This is a genomic window from Sulfitobacter sp. G21635-S1, from assembly GCF_027213915.1.
Classification (GTDB): domain Bacteria; phylum Pseudomonadota; class Alphaproteobacteria; order Rhodobacterales; family Rhodobacteraceae; genus Sulfitobacter.
In genome coordinates this window covers 354,840-374,785 of record NZ_JAPWGV010000001.1, presented here as the reverse complement: position 1 = coordinate 374,785, position 19,946 = coordinate 354,840, and the positions used below count along the sequence as shown (strand labels likewise).

Sequence of the window (19,946 nt, the reverse complement as noted above, 5' to 3'; positions counted from 1 at the left end):
TTTTTCAGCGGGGGAGAGACAAGAGTTGTCAGCCCGTTAATGCAAATGTACGAAAGGCCATGACCTTTGATTTGCCCAACCCGCAGAACCCCCTGAACATCGGCACCCGAGGGTCCCCGCTGGCGCTTGCCCAGGCGCATGAGACCCGCGACAGGCTGGCGCAGGCTTTTGCCCTGCCGTTGGAGGCTTTCACCATCGTCGTGATCAAGACGACGGGGGACAAGATCATCGACCGCCCGCTGAAGGAGATCGGCGGCAAGGGCCTGTTCACGCGTGAGATCGAAGATGATCTGCTGGCAGGCAAGATCGACATCGCGGTGCATTCGATGAAGGACATGCCGACGCTTCAACCGCAGGGGCTGCTGCTGGATACCTACCTGCCGCGCGAGGATGTGCGGGACGCGTTCATCTCGCCCCGCGCCAAAGGCCTCGCTGATCTGCCCGCAGGCACGGTGGTGGGGACCTCCAGTTTGCGCCGGCGGGCGCAGTTGAAACTGCGGCGGCCCGATCTGGAGGTTGTGGAGTTTCGCGGAAACCTGCAGACCCGGCTGATGAAGTTGGATCAGGGTGTGGCGGAGGCGACGTTCCTGGCCATGGCCGGTCTGAACCGGCTGAAGATGGATCAGGTGCCTGCGACTGCAATCGAAGTGGACATGATGCTGCCCGCCGTGGCGCAGGGCGCCATCGGGATCGAGCGTCGGAGCGGTGACAACCGTATGGCGGAAATGCTGGAAGCAATCCATGACCGGACCACCGGCCAGCGGCTCACGGCCGAACGGGCGTTTCTGCAGGAACTCGACGGCTCCTGCGAGACCCCCATCGCCGGGCTGGCCGTGCTGGAGGGGGGCACGCTGCAGCTGCGCGGCGAGGTGCTGCGTCCGGATGGGTCCGAAGCGCTGAGCGACGCGATCACCTGCCCGGTGGAGGATGGCGCCAGGGCGGGGCAGGACATGGCCCGCAGGCTGCTTGCACAGGCCGGTCCGGGGTTCTTTGACTGGCGGGCGTGAGACCCGGCAGGGTGCGAGGCGCGCCGCACCCCGGGGCGGCGGCTGAACCGACCGCCGACAACCGGGCTGCAAAAACACAGATGCTGTGACTTTCGCGGCAATTGCCTTATGTGAAGCTATGGTAACAGCATCGCTTGCAGTCAGACCGCGAAGAATGAACGCAAGGCCTGACGGCGGTGTTGCGATGGTTGCTGTTGGCCATTGCATTTCCTGCCGTTTTGAAGCATCGCCGGTATCCCAAGGGCAGCCCTGTCACTGTGGTGAGTAAAGTAATGGCATCAAAGTTCGATCGGTATCTGGTTTTGGAACGGAATCCTGCCTATCGGCCGGTTGTGGCCGAGGACAAGGCCGGTGGCTATTCTGCGGAAGACGTGAACCGGCTGTTGCTGGATGCAGAGCAGATCTTTGACGCTCAGCTGCGCAAGGTGGAGGAGCGGGCGCGGTCCTTGCGCGTCACACTGGCGACGCGCGAACGGGAACTTGCGGACCTTGCCAATCTGGCCGATCAGCGCAGCAATGCGGCAGAGGCGGAACTGACCGCCCGTGCCAGTCAGTTGGAAGCGCAGGCGGGCGCGCTTGCAAAGCTGGAGGCCGAGTTGAAAGCCGGTGCAGCAGCGCTGGCCCAGCAGAAAGACGAAAGCGCCCTTGAGCATCAGCAGCAGGCCGGGGTTATCGCAGACCTCGAACAAACGCTTTGCGATATGCGTGCCAGCAGATCCTGGCGTCTGACCCGGCCACTACGCTGGCTGGCACGCGGCCGGGGGCGGGGCTAGGCAATGCCCCAGGACCCGATCAAGGTCATCGAAGACAGCGCGTTGTTCGATGCTGGATGGTATCGCCGGACCTACCCGGATGTCACCTTGTATGACCGGTCGGCGGCACATCACTATGCGGTCTATGGTGCGATGATCGGCCGTGACCCGGGCCCGGATTTCAGTTCCACGGGCTATCTTGCCCGCAATCCAGAGGTTGCCGAGGTCGGGCACAACCCGCTGTGGCATTATGAGCTTTTTGGCAAGCACGAGGGCAGGGAGGCATCGCGCAGCCTGCTGGCTGACAGCGCCCCGTTCGATCCGGTGATGCAATCCCTGATCGATCGCAGCGTGGCAGAACCCTTGCCTGCCGCTGCGCAGGAAACCCTGCAAAAGACATTTGCCGCCAGGTTGCATCAGCGGCCCCATCGGCTGATGACAACATTCGACCATGCGGCGGCCAGACGCTTCGTGAATGCGCTGAGCGCGCAGCATGATGCGGATCTGGTGGCACGGAACACCTTCGTCAGCGTGATCATGGCGACCTACAATCGGGGCGCGACCCTGACCGCTGCGGTGCGTTCCGTGCTGGCCCAGTCGCACCACAACCTTGAGCTGATCGTGGTGGACGACGGCAGCACCGATTTCACAATTGACGTCCTGAAGGGCCTTTCAGCCGATCCGCGGTTGATCTGTTGTCACACCGAACATGCCGGGGTGTCCGCCGCCCGTAACGCGGGGCTGGCCCGGGCATCGGGCGAGGTGATTTTCTACCTCGACAGCGACAATCTGTGGACAGCCGATTTCCTGCGTCTGATGCTGATCGCGCTGGAGACCTCCGGCGCGCGATGTGCCTATGCCGCGAGCCTGTTGCTCAACCGCGATGGCGCGGTGGCAGGCTACCGGGGCGAGCCTTTTGACTGGGCGCATTGCGTCGACGGCAACTACGTCGACCTGAACGTGTTCTGCCATCGGGCCGATATGACAGGCGAATTCGGCACCTTCGATGGCCAGTTGCGGCGGATGGTCGATTGGGATCTCATCCTGCGCTACACACAGGCGGAACGGCCTGTCTATTGCCCTTTCATCGGATGCCTCTATTCCGACGACGCGCAGGACAAGTCGCGGATTTCCACTTCAAAGCCCTATATTTTCGAGCGGGTCGTTTCCTACAAGAACGCGCGTGGCTTTGCCACGATAGCAGAAACGTTGGCCGATCTGCGGTTTTCCATCGCGATCAAACAATCCACTTCGCCACAGGGTGACACGACAAAGCGCCTTGTGACCGAACTTGAGAAACGCGGCCACCGCCTGCAGGTGGACGGACCGGATACATGGGCGGTGCGCCATCCACATGTGAATGAGGTGGTGCTGATCCTGCCAGACGCATCGGATTACCCGCCGCATCCCGAACAGTTCAATCTGGCTTTGGGTGTGGCTGCCGATGATCGGGAGGTTGTCCAGGGGGTTGTCGACGCGCTGGATCGCGACGCGGAAAGCATCGCTGACGAGATCGAAGCGCGGATCAGCGCGTACCTGCAGTTTCGCCACCCGGCATAACATGTGCCTCCCTGATAATATCGAGCGTGTCTAACCGTCCCGCAACGACGGGGGCGACCACAGGCACTGCCGCTTGATCCACTTCAACCGGCACAAATCCCATGCCCATCGAATTGGGAAACACCAGCTTGCCCTGCCGCGCCATGCGACGCCGATCCGACACCGTGCTCGGAAACAGGTCATAGCGCTGAGCCACCCTTTTGACTGTTTCACCCTCAATCAACGTCTCCGTCACAACCTTGGCACATTGATGCCGTCGGGGGTGGTCACATCATCAAGGCCCCCCAGATCCAAGACTGTTGCGCGATCAAGGGAATCGCCTGTAGGCTGCTGCACACCCGCAACCGCCAGAGGTCAGCCGTGCCCCGCGCCCCGTCCCACGCCGACAAGGTCCTGCAAGCAACACAGTCGTCTTCTGCTGCTGCCCGGTCCCAGATCGCGGCCAGCTGGCACCGGTCGGTGCAAAAACACGGGCTGACCCCCGACGAACACCGCGCGCCCGAACGGCTGGAGCAAAGCGCCCTGAACCAGCGCCGCGCCGAGCTGGAACAATTCCTGAGCGTAGCCGCCCCGCGTCTGGACGCGCTTTATGCGCTGGTGGGCCTGTCCGGCTTTGCCGTTCTGCTGACCGACAGCGACGGGGTGGTGCTGGACCAGCGCATCTCGGACGCTGACACCGCGGCCTTCGAAGGCTGGGGCCTGTGCGCCGGGGCGAACTGGAGCGAGGAACGCGAGGGCACCAACGGCATCGGCACCTGCCTGACCGAACGCCGCCGCGTCATCATCCATCAGGGCGACCATTTCCTGTCCCGCAACACCGACATGAGCTGTATCGACGCGCCGATCTACGGGGCCGATGGCGCGATCATCGGCGCGCTGGACGTGTCATCGGCCCGCGCCGACCAGACCGAGGCGTTCAACCGGCTGATCAGCGCGCAGGTCGCCCAGACCGCCCGCGCCATCGAAGAGGCCAACTTTCGCTCCACCTATACCCCCGCGCGGATCATCGCCGCAGGCAATGACAGCGACGCCGCCACGCTGCTGGCGGTGGACGGCAACGATCTGGTGGTCGGCGCCACCCGTGCCGCACGGGCGCTGTTCGGCATGGCAGGCACCGGCCCGCTGACCGCCCGCCCCGCCGCCGACCTGCTGGGGCGCGACGACGAGGTAACCGGCTTTGAACGGGCCGAACGCGCCGCCGTGCTGCGCGCGCTGGCCCGTGCCGGTGGCAACGTCTCGCAGGCCGCACGACAGCTGGGCGTGGGCCGCGCCACCCTGTACCGGCGCATGAAGCGGCTGGGGCTCGACGAAACCTAGGCCCGCCTGTCTCATTTCCGAGACAGTTTTCCCGAACTTTCAATTTCCCCCTGATGACGGCTGCCCCGCGCCCCGTCACCTTGTGCGCAATCCGGGAGGGAGACCCGGTGTTATCAGGAGGAAACACACATGAAAGATCTCGCACATACCGAATCCGGCACCTACACATCGCCGTTCAAGACCCGTTACGACAACTTCATTGGCGGCGCGTTCGTCGCCCCGGTGAACGGGCGCTATTTTGAAAATGTCACCCCGATCACCGGCGAAAAGATCAACGACTGCGCCCGCTCGGACGCCGCCGACGTGGAACTGGCGCTGGACGCCGCCCATGCCGCCAAGGGTGCATGGGGCAAGACCTCGGCCACCGAACGCGCCAACCTGCTGCTGAAAATCGCAGATGCCATCGACGCCAACCTCGCGCTGCTGGCGCAGGCCGAAACATGGGACAACGGCAAGCCGATCCGCGAAACCATGGCCGCCGACATTCCGCTGTCCGCCGATCACTTCCGTTATTTCTCAAGCGTGCTGCGCGGGCAGGAAGGGTCAATGAGCGAGATCGACGCCGACACCGTCGCCTATCACTACCACGAACCGCTGGGCGTGGTCGGCCAGATCATCCCGTGGAACTTCTCGATCCTGATGGCCGCGTGGAAACTGGCACCCGCATTGGCGGCTGGCAACTGCATCGTGATGAAACCCGCCGAACAGACCCCCGCCGCGATCATGGTGCTGGCCGAGATCATCGCCGACATCCTGCCCGCCGGTGTGCTGAACATCGTCAACGGCTACGGGGCCGAGGTCGGCGCGGCGCTGGCCACGTCCAAACGCATCGCCAAGATCGCCTTTACCGGCTCGACCGCAACGGGCCGCACGATCATGAAAGCCGCCACCGAAAACCTGATCCCCGTCACGCTGGAACTGGGCGGCAAAAGCCCCAACCTGTTCTTTGCCGACATCATGCGCGAGGATGACGCGTTCCTGGACAAGGCGGTCGAAGGGTTCGTCCTGTTCGCCTTCAACCAGGGCGAGGTCTGCACCTGCCCGTCGCGTGCGCTGGTCCAGGAGGACATCTATGACGCCTTCATGGAGCGCGTCATCGCACGGGTCAAAGCGATCAAACACGGCGACCCGCGCAACCCTGAAACCATGGTGGGCGCGCAGGCCAGCAAGGCGCAGCAGGACAAGATCCTGTCCTATTTCACCATCGGCCGCGAAGAGGGCGCCGAAGTGCTGATCGGCGGCGCGGCGGCAGAGTTCACCGGCGAATTGTCGGGCGGCAACTACATCCAGCCGACCATCCTGAAGGGCCACAACAAGATGCGCGTGTTCCAGGAGGAAATCTTTGGCCCCGTGGTCTCTGTCACCACCTTCAAGGACGAGGCCGAAGCCCTGGCGATTGCCAATGACACCATGTACGGGCTGGGCGCCGGCGTGTGGTCGCGCGACATGAACACCTGCTACCGCGTCGGCCGCGCGATCGAGGCGGGCCGGGTCTGGGTGAACAACTACCACGCCTACCCCGCCCACGCGGCCTTTGGCGGCTACAAACAGTCGGGCATCGGGCGCGAAAATCACAAGATGATGCTGGACCACTACCAACAGACCAAGAATCTGCTGGTCAGCTACAACCCCAACAAGCTGGGCTTTTTCTAAGATCCGGCGAAGCGGCCCCCCGATTCGGGGGGCCGTATTCGGTTCAATCCGGACGACTTGGGGCCACAACTGCGCTGCGTGCAGCACACGCAACATTTTCCCGGCCAATTCGGTTTCAACTTGGACAACGATAGCTGCTGTCACATCAACTTGCCTTGTCTGCGAGAGAGTTGGCGCCGTAAATCTGAACAGTCGGGACAGGTGGAGTTTCCGCGCTACAGCTGCATGATACGGATCCGTCGCAAAGTTTGCACTGACACGACGTAACGGGCAGCCCTCACCGGGTTGCCCTTTCCGGATCATGTGCGCTGTTTCGATCCACTGCGCTTCAGTAGGATGTGCAATCGCCCCTTTCGGGACATTGCCGCGCGATGCCCTGACGGGCAGTGGATAGCCAAACCGCCGCCGCTTGGCGGCTCGGTCTTTCATCCTAGTCCGCAGTTCCGCACCGGCAGGGCGATTCGAAGGCCACTTGTAAAAAATTGCATCGCTGACGCCGTGCTTTCGGCGCAACTCTTTAGCGCCCAGCCCAGCCTGATGCTCTTTCAATATCCAAATGATCTGTTCCTCGCTGAAACGGCTTCTCTTTATCGTCTGACTCCTCAGTTGGAGAACAGGCTAACCTCAAATCGAGGGCCTTTCAGGGAGCAGGTCAGCTGACTTGGAAAATCGCTCCACTACCGGCAAATTGCTGCTCCGAGCCGCCGGCGAATTGTGATGGCGGAATAACAAGACCGAAATGAACCAGCAGGTGGCGCGGCGGCGCCACCTGCTTCTATGTGGCGGCCCGGTATTGTCACGGGTTGTGTCGCAAATGCCTGTATAGGCTGAAATGCCCCGACTTCGGGACAGAGTTATGCTGCGCGTTCAGCGAATGGCCGGAATGCTGAAGTCCCGGCTCTTCGTCAAGCGAACCTGCGCCGGTCAAAGTACGGGGCCGATTGTGGCAATCACGTTATTCCAGATGCGCCTGTGCCGTGGCCATGCAGCCACCAGATCAAGGGTCACGGGAGCGGAGCGCGCGATATAATCCGCCTGGCGCTCGCGCACGGCCCGGGTCACGTCCTGATCCTGCAGCAGAATGTTGTTCTCGTAGTTGAGGTCAAAGCTGCGCAGATCGAGGTTCGACGAGCCCACAAGCGTCACCTTGCCATCCAGCGTCAGCGTCTTGGCATGCAGCAGGCCGCCCTCGAATTCATGGATCTCGCATCCGGCAGAGAGCAACCTGCGATAATAACTCCGGCTTGCCGCGGCGACGATCCAGCTGTCATTTACCCTGGGAAAGATCAGCGTCACCCTGACGCCGCGATGAGCGGCGGAACACAAGGCTTCCAGAACAGTCGCATCCGGCACGAAATACGGGGTCGAGAGTGTCAGGCTTTCCTGCGCACAAGTGATGAGGTTTGAGAAAAGCTGCGGCGTGGCGCCCCGACGCTCGGTCGGGCCATCGCCCATCACCTGCGCCGGGAACCCCTCATCGGTCGGGCTTGCTGTCAGCGTGAAGCCGTCGGGCGTGTTTCCGGTGGCCTGCATCCAGTCACTGAGGAACAACAGTTCATTCTGCGCGACAATGGCGCCTTCGAACCGCAGCATGATGTCGACCCAGGGGCCATACTTTGCCTTGACGAGAAATTCCGGATCGGCCGAGTTCCGGCTCCCGCAATAGGTGATCCTGCTGTCGATGACCGTGATCTTGCGGTGATTGCGCAGGTCTATGCGACTGGTCAGCAGCGTGCGGATCAGGTTCCCGAAAGGCAGGGCCACGGCCATCTGCACGCCCGCATCCTTCATCTGCTGCCAGAGCGGCGACTTGATCAGGGCCCGCGACCCCAAACCATCGGCCATGGCCCGGCAGGTGACACCCCGCTGTGCCGCGCGGATCAGGGCCTGCGCGACCTCTGTGCCGGTCCGGTCATCGAGCCAGATGTAATAAAGCACGTGGACATGGCTTTGCGCGGCGTCGATATCTGCGATGAGATGCGCATTCGTGGCTGCCGCGTCGGCCATCACCTCAGCCCGGTTCCCGGCAACCGCGTGGAATCCGTTGATCGACGCCGCATATCGAAAGGCCGACCTGTAAAGCGGGTCGATCAGCCGCTCCGTATCATCCGGGTTCCCCATGAGGTGAGGTGCCCTGGCACGGATCTGGTCGAAAACCTCCTTGTGGCGCTGGTTCGCATGGTTCCCGACGTCGATTTCGCCAAACAGGAAATAGATCACAGTTCCGACATAGGGCAGCACCGTAAGGATGATGAACCATGCCAGACGTGCCTGTGGCGAAAGATCATCGCGCAGCAGGATACGGAGCGTAAACCCGATCACGACCAAAATATGAGCCGTGAGCAGAATTGTCGTCATGTCATGGTCTCCGTGAAGGCAATGTCGATGACGACGGGCAGGTGGTCCGATGCGCGTTTCGCCAAAGTGGAATGATGCACATGTGCCGACACTGCGCGTAACCCCTTGCCGAGAACAAATCTGTCAAGCGCAGCGGTCGGACGGGTTGCGTGGAAGCTCGGTCCTGGAGAGACAACATCTGCCGGCGCATCGAAGGGCAACCGGCCGACATTCCACTCGTTGAAATCGCCTGCCAGCAGAACAGGATGATCGCGATCTTTCATCACCTCTTGCAAGGTCGACATCTGTTTGCGCCGCATACCCGGCGTAAGTCCGAGGTGGACGCCGATCACCTCAAGCTGCGGTTGCTCCAGCCGCACCGAAACTGCCCCGCGCGGCTCCAGTGTCGGTAGCTCGATCCTCTCCGGGATATGATCGGCAAAGCGTGATCGCACGAGTATCGCGTTCCCGTGCCAGCCATGGCTGAGCGGGTGCAGGGAAACATCGGTCATGATGTAATCAAACTCGGTTTCCAGGCGATCCAGAGGCAGCACACCTGCCCGGGTGCCGACCCGCCGGTCCGCTTCCTGAAGAACGATGATATCCGCATTGATTTCAGCCAGGACATCAACAATCCGATCCGGGTCGCGCCGCCAGTCAAGGCCAACGGCTTTGCGGATGTTGTAACTCGCGACCCGCATATATTCCTTTCCTGCGATATCTTTGCGGCCCCACTACCGCAGATCACCGATCGCGCTGTCAAGCTGGTTGTCCGCGACATACGCTCACGTAGGGAACTTCATTTCTCACGCTCGATCTTTCCCGAAAGATGAAAGTGTAGCGCTCACCCGTTGAAACCGCCGGGCCCTATCGAACTTCACCACGCGTGCCGTGTCGGATGCGGCACTGGACAGAACGGCGAGAAATTTCAACCTCATAGGGTCCCGTGTGCAGGTATCAGGCCAGCCCTGGATAGCGACGGCACTACATGGTCATTCCATCGTGAGCGCCTGTCCCGCCAGACGCGCCGTTGCCAGCAGCCTGTCCGCATCATGCCCTTCCCGCGCCATGGCAGAGAGGCCAGCCATGAGTGTGCCGACAAAATCGGTCACCCGGTCCGCTTCTTCCGGGGCGCGCGCAGCGACATAGGCGTGAATCTGATCCAGGGCTGCGCGATGGAAGACCCCTGCCGCAGCGCGTGCCTGCGCGTCATGGCAGCGGGTCCCTTCCAGTACCAGACATCCCGGCGCTTCGGGATCTGCGCCGTAACGGCGCGCCGCTTCTTCCAGCAGCGCCTTCAGACCCTCGGCCACCGGCTGATCGTCGTGCAGGATCTCGGAAAACGGAATGGCACCGGTTTCAGCGTATCGGTCCAATACACGGGTGTAGAGCCCGTTCTTGTTGCCAAAGGCGGCGTAAAAGCTGGGTGGCTTGATCTGCAGGGCATCGGTCAATTCTGCCAGGCTCACCCTGTCATAGCCTTTCGCATGAAACAGCCCTTGCGCCATCGCGACAGCCTGATCCGGATCGAAACCTCTGGGCCGACCGGCAGTACGCCTAGTTTTTGTAGTAGTCACTATAAAACTCCTTGACCGGATCGGCAAAGTTAATATGTATTGAGCACTACAGAATTTCAACAAGGAATATCCAACCATGTCAGACGTAAGAACCGTATTGGTCCTGGGCGGCAGCCGGGGCATTGGCGCGGCGATCGTGCGACGCTTTGCCGGGGCGGGCGACAAGGTGACCTTCACCTATGCCGGTTCGCATGAGGCGGCAGAGCAGCTTGCCCGCGAGACCGGGAGCACCGCCGTTCGCACCGACAGTGCCGACCGCGATGCGGTCATCGCCTCTGTGCGCGAAAGCGGGCCGCTTGACGTGCTGGTCGTGAATTCCGGGATAGGTGTTTTCGGCGATGCGCTGGATCAGGACCCGGACGCAATTGACCGGCTTTTCCAGATCAACATCCACGCGCCCTATCACGCAGCGGTCGAAGCCGCCCGGCACATGCCCGAAGGCGGCAGGATCATCGTGATGGGGTCCGTCAACGGCGACCGCATGCCGGTTCCCGGTATGGCCTCCTATGCGGTGAGCAAGTCGGCGATGCAGGGGTTGGCGCGGGGGCTTGCCCGGGATTTCGGGCCGCGCGGTATCACGGTCAACGTGGTGCAGCCGGGGCCGATTGATACGGACGCCAATCCGGCGAACGGACCGATGAAGGATCTGATGCACGGTTTCATGGCCTTCAAGCGCCACGGTCAACCCGAAGAGGTTGCGGGCATGGTCGCCTGGCTCGCCGGACCGGAAGCCGGTTTCGTCACCGGCGCCATGCACACGATTGACGGGGCCTTCGGCGCCTGAGCGCTGTCCTGCCCGGGCCATGCCTGCCCGGGCAGAGCGGCCCTCTCCGCAGGGCTGGTCCAGATGATGCAACGAGCGGAATTATCGGCGCGCGCCGCCAGGTCGCATTTGGTCCCAATACACTGTTACTGCGACAGGTTCGGGTCACGCACCCAGCAGGCCGCTCTCTCTGAATGTCGCAATGAGGTCGTCATAACGGCGCAAACCGCCTGACCCGCGCGCCGTCAGTTGCGCCCCGGCCACCGCTGCATAGATCGCATCGGCGCGGCGCATGGCGATGTCTTTGGATACAAGCGTGGAAAGATGCCCGGCAAGCCATGTCACGTTGATATCAATAAACGCCCGGATCGCTTCGCGTATTTCCTCGGGAACATCATCGCTTTGGGCGGACAGGAAACTTGCCAGACAGATGCGCGTGTCGCCCTCCAGCGCCTTGCGGAATATGCCCGGATACGCCAGCAGGCAGGCGCGCGGTGAAGCGTGAGCTTGCGAAACCGCATCAAGGGCAGCCTGAACATCGTCACAATAGCGCCAGGCCACGGCAGCACCGAGGGCCGCCTTGCTGGGGAAGTGATGATAGAGGCTGGGTGCCCTGATACCAAGCATTGCCGCAAGATCCCGAAAATTCAGGCCGTCGTAGCCATGCGCCTGTACGCGCATTCTGGCGATGGCGAGCAGTTTCTCTTTGGTGTTTTCGGACATGGGCGTTGGCTTCCAAAATCTCGGTATTGCGGGAGATTGACTCTGTGTCGTTTCATGTCAATGTGCCTACCAACTGATAGGTAGCGGAGCAACCACCAATGATGATTGTTCATGATTTCAACCACGGGCCTTATCCGGCGCGCGTCCGCATTGCGCTGGCAGAGTTGGATCTGCAAGACAAGGTACGCTTTGTCGAAGTGGATCTGAGAACGGGTGCCCATAAAAGGCCGGAGTTTCTGGAGAAGAATTATTCCGGCACCCTGCCGGTTCTCGAACTTGCGGATGGGACATTCCTGGCCGAATGCACCGCTATCACGGAGTATCTGGATCATCTTGGCGACCAGCCCCGGCTGACCGGCGTCTCGGCACGCGAACGGGGTATGATCCACATGATGAACAAACGCGCCGAGATCGAGTTTCTGGACCCGATCAGCGTCTATTTCCATCACGCCACACCTGGACTGGGGCCAGAAGTCGAACTCTACCAGAACGCGGGATGGGGCGAGAAGATGCGCGAAAAGGCGTTGCGTGGTGCGTGCTATTTCGACGAGGTCCTTTCGACGCGGCCCCATATCGCCGACGAGACGTTTTCGATGGCGGACATAACCGTTGTCGCCGCTTTCATCTTTGCGGATCTCGTCAAGCTGGAGATCCCGCCCCACCTCGGCCATTTGCATGAATGGCACAGCCGGATGTTGGCCCGACCAAGCGTCCAGGGGTGGCGGGGAATGGGGCGCGCCACCGAAAGCAGTAAACATAGAGCCTAATGCAGGACTTAATGCCCGGGCATGTTGGCCGCCAGCATGTCAATAAACCGCCGAACGCGGGGTTCCAGGAACCTCTTGTGCGGATAGAGCGCGACGATGGGAACCTCGCCAGTCGCAACGTCTGGCAGAATGCGTACCAGCGCACCCGCTGCAAGGTCATCCTTGACCAATATGCTTGGCAACAAGGCGATCCCCATTCCCGCCAGTGCGGCCTCGCGCAGAGCCTCGGCATTGTCCAGCCGCAAGGTGACCTGTCCCGGCGCATTGCTCCAGAACTCGGTGGCGTCCTGCAAGACCCAGACCTGGCGCTGTCCGACGCTTGAGAACTGAAGCAGGTCATGTGTGCTCAGATGATCTATTCTGCTGGGTGTTTCGCGGCCGTCCAGATAGGATGGGGATGCGCACAGCACGGGTCTGTCGGTCATCAGGGTGCGCGAGATCAGGGATGTATCCGGCGAGGTGACCCCGATCCGAACCGCAAGGTCGAAACCCTCCTTGATGATGTGACGCAGGGTATCGGAAAAACTGATCTCGAAACGAACCTCTGGCCAGTCTTGTTGAAACTGCCGCACAACGGGCATCAAAAGCCGCCGCCCAAGCGCGTCAGGTGCGGCGATGCGTAGGGTGCCCTTGGGAATGCCCTTGCCACCGGCCATGCTCAAATCGGCATCTGCAATCGCCGCCTGGATCGCCAGCCCCTGCTTGTACAGTCTTTGCCCTTCCTCGGTCATGCTGATGGCGCGGGTTGTGCGGTTTAGCAGGCGCAGGCCGTATCGTTCTTCAAGGCGCGAAACCGCTTTTCCTGCCGTTGACCGGGAGAGACCAAAAGCCCGTCCCGCAGAAGCGAAACTTCCCGTCTCTACGACGGATAGAAAGACCAGAATGTCATTTACCTTTGATTCAGCCATTTGCCCTCAATTGAAGAACTCAGTTCGCCTCAGTCACGAATCCTGTTCGCCTATGGTTTGGCTTACCTAGCGAGCATCAAGCAAAGCAAGGAGAATTGATGTGTCAAATGCAATCGCGCGAATGAATCCGGATACGCTGCCCGATGCTGGTAAGGTGGGCTATTCGCAAATATCCATCGCCAACCCCGGCAGGCTGGCTTTTATCTCGGGGCAGGTCGCCTGGAGCGCCGACGGATCTGCCGTGCCGGAAACGCTTGAGGGGCAAACCGGTCAGGTCATATCAAATCTGGCGGAAGCCTTGCGCGCCATCGGTGCGATACCGCGTGATATTGTCCAGATGCGCGTCTACATGACGGAGCTGAACGATGCGACGATGGTCATCGTGATGACCCAGATAACGGCGTTCCTTGGCGGAGAACAACCAAGCCTTACCGGTATCGGTGTCGCATCACTGGCCAATGAAGATTTGAAAATCGAGATTGAAATGGTGGTTCAGATACCCGCGTAGATTTCTGTGCTGGCCGTTGAGAGCGCTGATACCCGTCCGGCCGGCACCCTCAAATAGGTCGCAGACACGGGATCCCGAAACTCCTCGTCACCCCCTGAGCGGCTTCCTTGATAGACGTCAGCAAGTGTTACGGGGATGTTGAGGTCCTCAAGGGGGTGGGACGAAAGATTGCCGATGGCACCTTCTTTACACTTCTGAGCCCAAGCGGTTGCGGCAAGACCACTCTGCTGAGGATTGTAGCCGGTTTCGTCTTCCCGACATCTGGGCGGGTGACGTTTGGAAAAGACGATATGACCTTCGTGCCGCCGCATCGGCCCGCTGCGCGCCCGGAGGGCAGCGCGGTGGAAGGAGAGCTGACGGGGCGTGTCCATTCGCTTCAGTTTCAGGGGTATCGCACCAGCTATCACATCGTTCTGCCGGAGGCCGACACGTGAACCGTTTTTCCTCTGGTGTCTTCTTACCTGTCTTGTGCTGGCGTTCCTGCTCATTTTCGTCGGTGAAAGCGACGGCATTTCGTTCGACGGAATTGCGACTTTCCTGACCAGGGACCGCGTAATCGCGCAGCGGATCGTTGCCGCCAGCGCCGACGCGGACGTGCTCGTGGGTGCCGGAGATTTCGCGATGCGGGGGATCGGGCTATCGGATACACTGGATATCCTTAAGGGGGTGAGGGTTCCCTTGATTGTGGTTTCAGGCAACCACGACAATTCAAAAGAGCTGCGCCAGGCATGTGAGGCCGCCTCGATGCTACGCTATCTAGACGGGGACGGGGCGACCTTTGGCGGTGTGACATTTTTCGGGATCGGACGAGAGATCCCCTTTCAAAAGAACGCGCCTTGGAGCGAAAGCTACTCCGAGTAGCAGGCAGATGAGGCGCTGCAGGCCTGTCCCGAGGGTGCCGTCCTGGTCTCCCATGCGCCTCCGTTCGGAATTGCTGACCATCAGGCTGATGGCCGTCACGACGGCAGCCAAGCACTCTTGGACACTCTAACACGGAAAAAACCGAGGCTGCACCTGTGCGGGCATCTCCACCATTGCGCCGGGCGGAACGCGGTTCTGGATCAAACCAGGATATTCAACTTGGGACCGTCGCTTACGTTTGTCGAAATCTAGTCTTGGAAGGCGTTCCAGACGTCGTTTGCACCTGTTTTAGTCTCAGGACACCGTTACTCCTTATCGCCGCCAAGCTGTCTTATTGTCCCAATATTCTGTCGTAACGTTCGAGAGAAATGTTCGAGCCGCAGGCGATGATTGCCACTTTTTGCCCTGCGCAGATTTCCTTTAGCGGGCCGCAAACGGCCGCGAGCGCCGCAGCGCAGGCGGGCTCGGCAATCAAGCGCAGAGCGTCGAAGTAAAGCCGCATGGCGGATCGAATTTCGTCGTCGGTAACGCGCGCAATGGCGCTGACATTTTGTCGGGAAATCTCAAAACTGTAGGGCAGCGCATAGGGTGAACCAAGGCTGTCGGCAATTGTGTCGACTTTTGCAATCGTCACAGGTTTGCTCTCTTCGAGGCTTCGGAACATCGTGTCCGCACCCACCGGCTCCACGCCAAAGATCTTTGCGTCGGGGCGCGCTTGGCGTACCACTGCAGAGATACCACTGATGAGCCCGCCGCCACCAACCGGGATGACAAAAATATCGGAATCAGCGGCATCCTCAAGCAGTTCGATGCCGCAGCTTCCGGCACCGAGTGTCATGTGTCTGGCTTCAAAAGGGTGCATGATGGTGCGCCCTTCGCTTTGTTCCGTCTCCGACATCAAGTCGAAGGCTTTGGCAATATCGGAGACAAGCGTGACTTTTGCGCCCAGCTTGCGGCACGCATCGATCCTCAAGGGATCAGCGGTTTCCGGCATGAAAATCGAGGCGTTCACGCCGACAGCCCTTGCGGCCCATGAAACGGCGATGGCGTGATTGCCGCCACTTGCGGCGACGACTCCCGCGGAACGTTGTTCCGGGGTCAGCTGTCTTATTCCTAAAATCGCGCCCCTGGCTTTGAATGAGCCGGCATGCTGAAACAGTTCAAGCTTTGCACGCACTTGAACATCAGCCGGAAAACGCTCCCGGAAGGGCGCATGCGCTAAAGTCAGCGTAGGCGTGCGGATGACCTGGTCGCGCAATGCAACATGCGCGGTCTGGAACTCTTCGACAGATGGCGCTTGCATGCAATAACTCCTGTTTAGGACAAGGCTCGATGGTCGGCGAAAACCAATCTCCAAGAAACGCTTATATCGGAGACGTTTACGCAATGATGTTTATTCACAGACCACACCTTTGGAAATCCTTGATAGATTCTCCCTGCCTGTATCCGCCAAAAACTTCGGCCAAAGTTTGCAGCGCAATCCGATGATAGGTTTTGCTTCAAACCGATCATGCCCGATCTGGGCGGAGCGCGGGATGTTGACGGAAAAGCCACCAGGCCTGTGCCCTGGCTGTTTCTGGCCAGAACCGTGGTCATTTCTTGCCAGGTATTATGGGTCCTCCGGCGGCATTTTCTTGTCTCTGCCGCCTGTCGCAACCGACTGTAGCCAGCGTCGGGCCCCCGGGCCTTCGATCATTTCTGGGAGGAAAACCATGATCAATTTCAAATCCGCTCTGCGCGGTTGTGCACTGGCGACGTCACTGGCGGCAGCTCCGTTTGCCGTACAGGCGCAGGAGTTCATCAACGTGCTGACCGGTGGCACATCCGGCGTCTACTATCCGCTGGGCGCGGGGCTGGCCAATATCTATGGCGAGAAGATCGACGGCGTGCGCACGCAGGTGCAATCGACCAAGGCCAGCGTCGAGAACCTGAACCTGTTGCAGGACGGACGTGGCGAGCTGGGTTTTGCGCTGGGTGACTCCGTCGCGATGGCCTGGGAAGGGAACGCGGATGCGGGCTTTGCGCAGAAACTGGACAAGTTGCGGGGCATCGCGGCGATCTATCCGAACTACATCCAGATTGTTGCCAGCACCGACAGCGGCATCACCGAGTTCGGCGATCTGGCAGGCAAGAGCCTGTCGGTGGGCGCACCGGCATCGGGCACCGAGCTGAACGCACGCGCCATTTTCGGCGCGATGGACATGTCCTATGAGGATCTGGGCAAGATCGAGTATCTGCCCTTTGCTGAATCGGTTGAGCTGATCAAGAACCGTCAGCTGGACGGTACATTGCAATCTGCGGGGCTTGGCGTTGCCTCGATCCGCGATCTGGCTTCTTCGGTGCCGATTACCGTTGTAGCGATCCCCGGCGATGTGGCTGAAAAGCTGGGCGCGCCCTATGTTGCGGCCACCATCCCCGCAGGCACCTATGACGGTCAGGAGGCTGACGTGCCGACCGTTGCCGTGTCAAACTTCCTGGTCAGCCACGAGGGCGTCAGCGACGAGATCGCCTATCAGATGACCAAGCAGCTGTTCGAGAACCTGGATACGCTGGTTGCGGCCCATCAGGCGGCGGCGCAGATCGACATGGCGAAAGCGCTGGAGGGCATGCCGATTCCGCTGCATCCCGGCGCAGAGCGGTATTACCGCGAGATGGGCATCCTCAAGTAAGCACACCCGTGTTTCGCATATGGTTGGGGTGCGCCGTGTGGCGCATCCCATCCGGTCTCTCTGATCTGTCCAAGGTGTTCTCATGTCCAATCCCGTTTCACCCCCCGACCCGCAAGAGGGACACGAGGTGTCGTTTGGCGCTGGTCCCGTTGGCCGTCTGCTGTTCTGGATCGCGGTTTTGTTTTCGGTCTTTCAGATCGTCACCGCCGCGCATCTTGTCGATCTTTCCAGCCAGATCACACGCGCTGTGCATGTCGGCTTTCTCACGTTGCTGGCCTTTCCCCTGATCGCCTATGGCCGCCGCATGTCGGCGTCGCTGAAGGCTCTGGCCTGGGGTTTTGCCCTGGCGGGCGTTGCGGTGGCGCTCTACCAGTGGTGGCAGTACCAGCCGCTGATCCTGCGTGCCGGGCGTCCGCTGACGCAGGACATTGTCGTAGGCGTGGTGGCGCTGGTTGTGGTCTTTGCAGCCGCCTGGACGATGATGGGCTTTGCCCTGCCGCTGATCGCGGGGCTGTTCCTGGCCTATTGCCTGTTTGGTGAATATCTTCCCGCGCCGCTGAATCACCGTGGTTACGATTTCTCTCAGGTGATCGACCACATGGCCTATGGGACCGAGGGGATTTATGGCATCCCGACCTATGTATCCTCGACCTATATCTTTCTGTTCATCCTGTTTGGGTCGTTCCTTGAACGGGCCGGGATGATCCGCCTGTTTACCGATGTGGCGCTGGGTCTGTTCGGTCAGCGGCAAGGCGGCGCGGCCAAGGTTGCGGTGGTGTCCTCGGGGCTGATGGGGACGATTTCGGGCTCGGGCGTTGCCAACGTGGTGACCACAGGTCAGTTCACGATCCCCCTGATGAAGAAATTCGGCTACCGGCCCGCCTTTGCCGGGGGGGTCGAAGCGACTGCCTCGATGGGCGGGCAGATCATGCCGCCGGTGATGGGGGCTGTTGCCTTCATCATGGCCGAGACGCTGGACGTGGCCTATGTCGAAGTTGTCAAAGCCGCGCTGATCCCCGCGATGCTCTATTTTGCCTCGGCCTTCTGGATGGTTCACCTTGAAGCCGGGCGTCACGGGTTGCGCGGGCTGAGCAAGGATGATCTGCCCTCTGCCCGCAAGGCGATCCGGGAAAACTGGATGCTGCTCGTGCCTTTGGGTGTGCTGGTTTACCTGTTGTTCGGTGGTTACACGCCGCTGTTTGCGGGCACCATCGGTCTGGGGCTGACCGTGCTCTTGATCCTGGGCGGGTCCGCTGTGCTGAACCTTCCTGCGGGGGCCATGCGTACCGTATTCTGGCTGTGTCTGGGTCTTGTCGCCGCCGGGTTCCTGCAATTTGGCATCGACGTGCTGATCGCGGCACTGGCTGTGCTTCTTGTCTGGTGTGCCCTGTCACACGGCGGGCGTGAAACCCTGATCCTGTGCCGGGATTCCCTGGCCGAGGGGGCCAAGACCGCGCTGCCGGTTGGGGTTGCCTGTGCGCTGGTCGGCATCATCATCGGGACGATGACCCTGACCGGGGCGGCCAATACATTTGGTCAGTTCATTGTGGCAGTGGGGCAGAGCAGTCTGTTGCTGAGCCTGATCCTGACGATGTTCACCTGCATCCTGCTGGGCATGGGGATCCCCACGATCCCCAATTACATCATCACCTCGTCGATTGCGGGGCCTGCCCTGCTTGAGCTTGGTGTGCCCCTGATCGTCAGCCACATGTTCGTCTTCTACTTCGGCATCCTTGCGGATCTGACACCGCCCGTGGCGCTGGCCTGTTTTGCGGCAGCGCCCATCGCCAAGGAAAGCGGGCTCAAGATCAGCCTGGAGGCGATCAAGGTGGCGGCCGCCGGCTTCGTCATTCCGTTCATGGCGGTCTATACGCCTGCGCTGATGTTGCAGGCGGGCGGGCCTTTGGCCGAAACGATCGGGTATTGGCCCGCCGTCGCCTATATCGTGTTCAAGACGGTCCTGTGCATCGGGATGTGGGGCGCTGCGGTGATCGGCTGGCTGGGCCGTCCGCTGGGCTGGCCCCTGCGCATCCTGGGCATCGTCGCGGCTGTCACGCTGATCGCGGCCTTGCCTGCCACTGATGAAATCGGCTTTGCCCTGGCGGCGCTCTTTGTCGGCGGTGTCGTCATCATGCGGCGCAGGGCGGTTGCGTGACCGGGTGTCTGAGCGTGGGGGCCGCAGTGCTGCATCTGGCGCTGGGGTCTTTCACGCTGCAATGGACCCATTCGGTCGAACATGTCGCCTGGCAGGAAGACTGGCGCGTCGATGGTGACGTGCTGACGCTGGAAGGCTCGCGCCTCAAGGGTTCGGGCGCGGGGATGGAGCCGGGGCCGGATGCGGTTCTGAAGGATGGATGGTGGGTCTCTGCCGGCCATCTTCAGGTTCCGGCGCTGATGCTGGCGGCCTCCGGTGCGACGGGCGCAGGCTGGACGCTCTGCGCGGACGGTCGCTGTCAGGTCATCGGCGCTGATCGTGCCGCGCCGATCATGGTCGCGCCTTGTAAAACGGAGGCTGTAAAACGTACCGAACCCGTGCCAGACTGA

20 protein-coding genes and 1 pseudogene are annotated in these 19,946 nt (G+C 61.0%); 13 read left to right on the top strand and 8 right to left on the bottom strand.

Annotated elements, in window-relative coordinates; all coding sequences use genetic code 11:
* Nucleotides 1-59: 59 nt before the first annotated feature.
* The 3 genes from hemC (at nt 60) to O4H53_RS01765 (ending at nt 3,319) form a co-directional block, all read left to right on the top strand.
* On the top strand, nt 60-1,007 hold the full coding sequence (hemC, locus tag O4H53_RS01775) for a hydroxymethylbilane synthase (protein ID WP_269360897.1): 948 nt from the start codon (nt 60-62) through the stop codon (nt 1,005-1,007).
* A gap of 272 nt (nt 1,008-1,279) precedes the next feature.
* Nucleotides 1,280-1,780 (top strand): hypothetical protein, encoded by a 501-nt coding sequence (locus tag O4H53_RS01770; protein WP_269360895.1) that lies wholly within the window; start codon nt 1,280-1,282, stop codon nt 1,778-1,780.
* A 3-nt stretch (nt 1,781-1,783) separates the two neighbouring features.
* Entirely contained in the window at nt 1,784-3,319 is a 1,536-nt protein-coding gene (locus O4H53_RS01765; RefSeq protein WP_269360893.1) for a glycosyltransferase family 2 protein, read from the top strand.
* Here O4H53_RS01765 and O4H53_RS01760 read toward each other — a convergent pair.
* Nucleotides 3,285-3,554 carry an IS66 family insertion sequence element accessory protein TnpB gene (locus tag O4H53_RS01760; RefSeq protein ID WP_269360891.1) on the bottom strand — a complete coding sequence of 90 codons (270 nt, stop codon included), beginning with the start codon at nt 3,552-3,554 and terminating at the stop codon, nt 3,285-3,287. The two genes, O4H53_RS01765 and O4H53_RS01760, sit on opposite strands and share 35 nt — an antisense overlap.
* Nucleotides 3,555-3,679: 125 nt before the next feature.
* Between O4H53_RS01760 and O4H53_RS01755 the strand changes: the two genes are divergently transcribed.
* Together O4H53_RS01755 and exaC are read left to right on the top strand one after the other, a co-directional pair.
* Complete coding sequence (locus O4H53_RS01755; protein WP_269360890.1) at nt 3,680-4,636, top strand: GAF domain-containing protein; 957 nt, start codon at nt 3,680-3,682, stop codon at nt 4,634-4,636.
* A gap of 129 nt (nt 4,637-4,765) precedes the next feature.
* Nucleotides 4,766-6,289, top strand: coding sequence for an acetaldehyde dehydrogenase ExaC (gene exaC / locus O4H53_RS01750; RefSeq protein ID WP_269360889.1), 1,524 nt, complete (start codon nt 4,766-4,768; stop codon nt 6,287-6,289).
* A gap of 462 nt (nt 6,290-6,751) precedes the next feature.
* Here exaC and O4H53_RS01745 read toward each other — a convergent pair.
* The 4 genes and pseudogenes from O4H53_RS01745 to O4H53_RS01730 all read right to left on the bottom strand — a co-directional run.
* Nucleotides 6,752-6,880, bottom strand: a pseudogene (locus O4H53_RS01745) (transposase); the annotation flags it as partial.
* A 333-nt stretch (nt 6,881-7,213) separates the two neighbouring features.
* Complete coding sequence (gene cls, locus O4H53_RS01740; RefSeq protein WP_269360888.1) at nt 7,214-8,647, bottom strand: cardiolipin synthase; 1,434 nt, start codon at nt 8,645-8,647, stop codon at nt 7,214-7,216.
* Entirely contained in the window at nt 8,644-9,327 is a 684-nt protein-coding gene (locus O4H53_RS01735) for an endonuclease/exonuclease/phosphatase family protein (protein ID WP_269360887.1), read from the bottom strand. The genes cls and O4H53_RS01735 overlap by 4 nt, the downstream gene beginning before the upstream one ends.
* Before the next feature lie 291 nt (nt 9,328-9,618).
* A complete protein-coding gene (locus tag O4H53_RS01730) occupies nt 9,619-10,203 on the bottom strand; it encodes a TetR/AcrR family transcriptional regulator (RefSeq protein ID WP_269360886.1) in 585 nt (194 codons plus the stop codon).
* A gap of 76 nt (nt 10,204-10,279) precedes the next feature.
* Here O4H53_RS01730 and bdcA point away from each other — a divergent pair, with 76 nt between their 5' ends.
* Entirely contained in the window at nt 10,280-10,987 is a 708-nt protein-coding gene (gene bdcA / locus O4H53_RS01725; RefSeq protein ID WP_269360884.1) for an SDR family oxidoreductase, read from the top strand.
* A gap of 144 nt (nt 10,988-11,131) precedes the next feature.
* Here bdcA and O4H53_RS01720 read toward each other — a convergent pair whose 3' ends face one another.
* Complete coding sequence (locus O4H53_RS01720) at nt 11,132-11,689, bottom strand: TetR/AcrR family transcriptional regulator (protein ID WP_269360883.1); 558 nt, start codon at nt 11,687-11,689, stop codon at nt 11,132-11,134.
* A gap of 98 nt (nt 11,690-11,787) precedes the next feature.
* On the opposite strand from O4H53_RS01720, the gene O4H53_RS01715 reads away from it, so the two are divergent.
* Nucleotides 11,788-12,456: a glutathione S-transferase gene (locus O4H53_RS01715; RefSeq protein WP_269360881.1), complete on the top strand. Its 669-nt coding sequence runs from the start codon at nt 11,788-11,790 to the stop codon at nt 12,454-12,456.
* An 8-nt stretch (nt 12,457-12,464) separates the two neighbouring features.
* Here O4H53_RS01715 and O4H53_RS01710 read toward each other — a convergent pair whose 3' ends face one another.
* Nucleotides 12,465-13,364 (bottom strand): LysR family transcriptional regulator, encoded by a 900-nt coding sequence (locus tag O4H53_RS01710; RefSeq protein ID WP_269360879.1) that lies wholly within the window; start codon nt 13,362-13,364, stop codon nt 12,465-12,467.
* Nucleotides 13,365-13,464: 100 nt separating this feature from the next.
* On the opposite strand from O4H53_RS01710, the gene O4H53_RS01705 reads away from it, so the two are divergent.
* The 3 genes from O4H53_RS01705 (at nt 13,465) to O4H53_RS01695 (ending at nt 14,733) form a co-directional block, all read left to right on the top strand.
* Nucleotides 13,465-13,872, top strand: a complete 408-nt coding sequence (locus O4H53_RS01705; protein ID WP_269360877.1) for a RidA family protein — start codon at nt 13,465-13,467, stop codon at nt 13,870-13,872.
* A gap of 155 nt (nt 13,873-14,027) precedes the next feature.
* Nucleotides 14,028-14,306, top strand: coding sequence for an ATP-binding cassette domain-containing protein (locus tag O4H53_RS01700; protein ID WP_269360875.1), 279 nt, complete (start codon nt 14,028-14,030; stop codon nt 14,304-14,306).
* A gap of 34 nt (nt 14,307-14,340) precedes the next feature.
* The gene (locus O4H53_RS01695) at nt 14,341-14,733 is read left to right on the top strand and encodes a metallophosphoesterase family protein (protein ID WP_269360872.1); all 393 of its coding nucleotides are present in this window, start codon (nt 14,341-14,343) and stop codon (nt 14,731-14,733) included.
* Between the two features lie 331 nt (nt 14,734-15,064).
* Here O4H53_RS01695 and O4H53_RS01690 read toward each other — a convergent pair whose 3' ends face one another.
* Nucleotides 15,065-16,036, bottom strand: coding sequence for a threonine ammonia-lyase (locus tag O4H53_RS01690; protein ID WP_269360871.1), 972 nt, complete (start codon nt 16,034-16,036; stop codon nt 15,065-15,067).
* A gap of 409 nt (nt 16,037-16,445) precedes the next feature.
* Here O4H53_RS01690 and O4H53_RS01685 point away from each other — a divergent pair, with 409 nt between their 5' ends.
* The 3 genes from O4H53_RS01685 (at nt 16,446) to O4H53_RS01675 (ending at nt 19,946) form a co-directional block, all read left to right on the top strand.
* Nucleotides 16,446-17,402, top strand: a complete 957-nt coding sequence (locus O4H53_RS01685; protein ID WP_269360870.1) for a TAXI family TRAP transporter solute-binding subunit — start codon at nt 16,446-16,448, stop codon at nt 17,400-17,402.
* An 82-nt stretch (nt 17,403-17,484) separates the two neighbouring features.
* Nucleotides 17,485-19,557 (top strand): TRAP transporter permease, encoded by a 2,073-nt coding sequence (locus O4H53_RS01680; RefSeq protein ID WP_269360867.1) that lies wholly within the window; start codon nt 17,485-17,487, stop codon nt 19,555-19,557.
* Entirely contained in the window at nt 19,554-19,946 is a 393-nt protein-coding gene (locus O4H53_RS01675) for a DUF1850 domain-containing protein (protein WP_269360865.1), read from the top strand. The genes O4H53_RS01680 and O4H53_RS01675 overlap by 4 nt, the downstream gene beginning before the upstream one ends.

Coding starts and splice junctions, on each gene's coding strand:
- exaC (WP_269360889.1), top strand. CDS start 4,766: ATGAAAGATCTCGCACATACCGAATCCGGCACCTACACATCGCCGTTC.
- cls (WP_269360888.1), bottom strand. CDS start 8,647: ATGACGACAATTCTGCTCACGGCTCATATTTTGGTCGTGATCGGGTTT.
- hemC (WP_269360897.1), top strand. CDS start 60: ATGACCTTTGATTTGCCCAACCCGCAGAACCCCCTGAACATCGGCACC.
- O4H53_RS01710 (WP_269360879.1), bottom strand. CDS start 13,364: ATGGCTGAATCAAAGGTAAATGACATTCTGGTCTTTCTATCCGTCGTA.
- O4H53_RS01680 (WP_269360867.1), top strand. CDS start 17,485: ATGTCCAATCCCGTTTCACCCCCCGACCCGCAAGAGGGACACGAGGTG.
- O4H53_RS01770 (WP_269360895.1), top strand. CDS start 1,280: ATGGCATCAAAGTTCGATCGGTATCTGGTTTTGGAACGGAATCCTGCC.
- O4H53_RS01690 (WP_269360871.1), bottom strand. CDS start 16,036: ATGCAAGCGCCATCTGTCGAAGAGTTCCAGACCGCGCATGTTGCATTG.
- O4H53_RS01735 (WP_269360887.1), bottom strand. CDS start 9,327: ATGCGGGTCGCGAGTTACAACATCCGCAAAGCCGTTGGCCTTGACTGG.
- O4H53_RS01720 (WP_269360883.1), bottom strand. CDS start 11,689: ATGTCCGAAAACACCAAAGAGAAACTGCTCGCCATCGCCAGAATGCGC.
- O4H53_RS01715 (WP_269360881.1), top strand. CDS start 11,788: ATGATGATTGTTCATGATTTCAACCACGGGCCTTATCCGGCGCGCGTC.
- O4H53_RS01685 (WP_269360870.1), top strand. CDS start 16,446: ATGATCAATTTCAAATCCGCTCTGCGCGGTTGTGCACTGGCGACGTCA.
- O4H53_RS01765 (WP_269360893.1), top strand. CDS start 1,784: ATGCCCCAGGACCCGATCAAGGTCATCGAAGACAGCGCGTTGTTCGAT.
- bdcA (WP_269360884.1), top strand. CDS start 10,280: ATGTCAGACGTAAGAACCGTATTGGTCCTGGGCGGCAGCCGGGGCATT.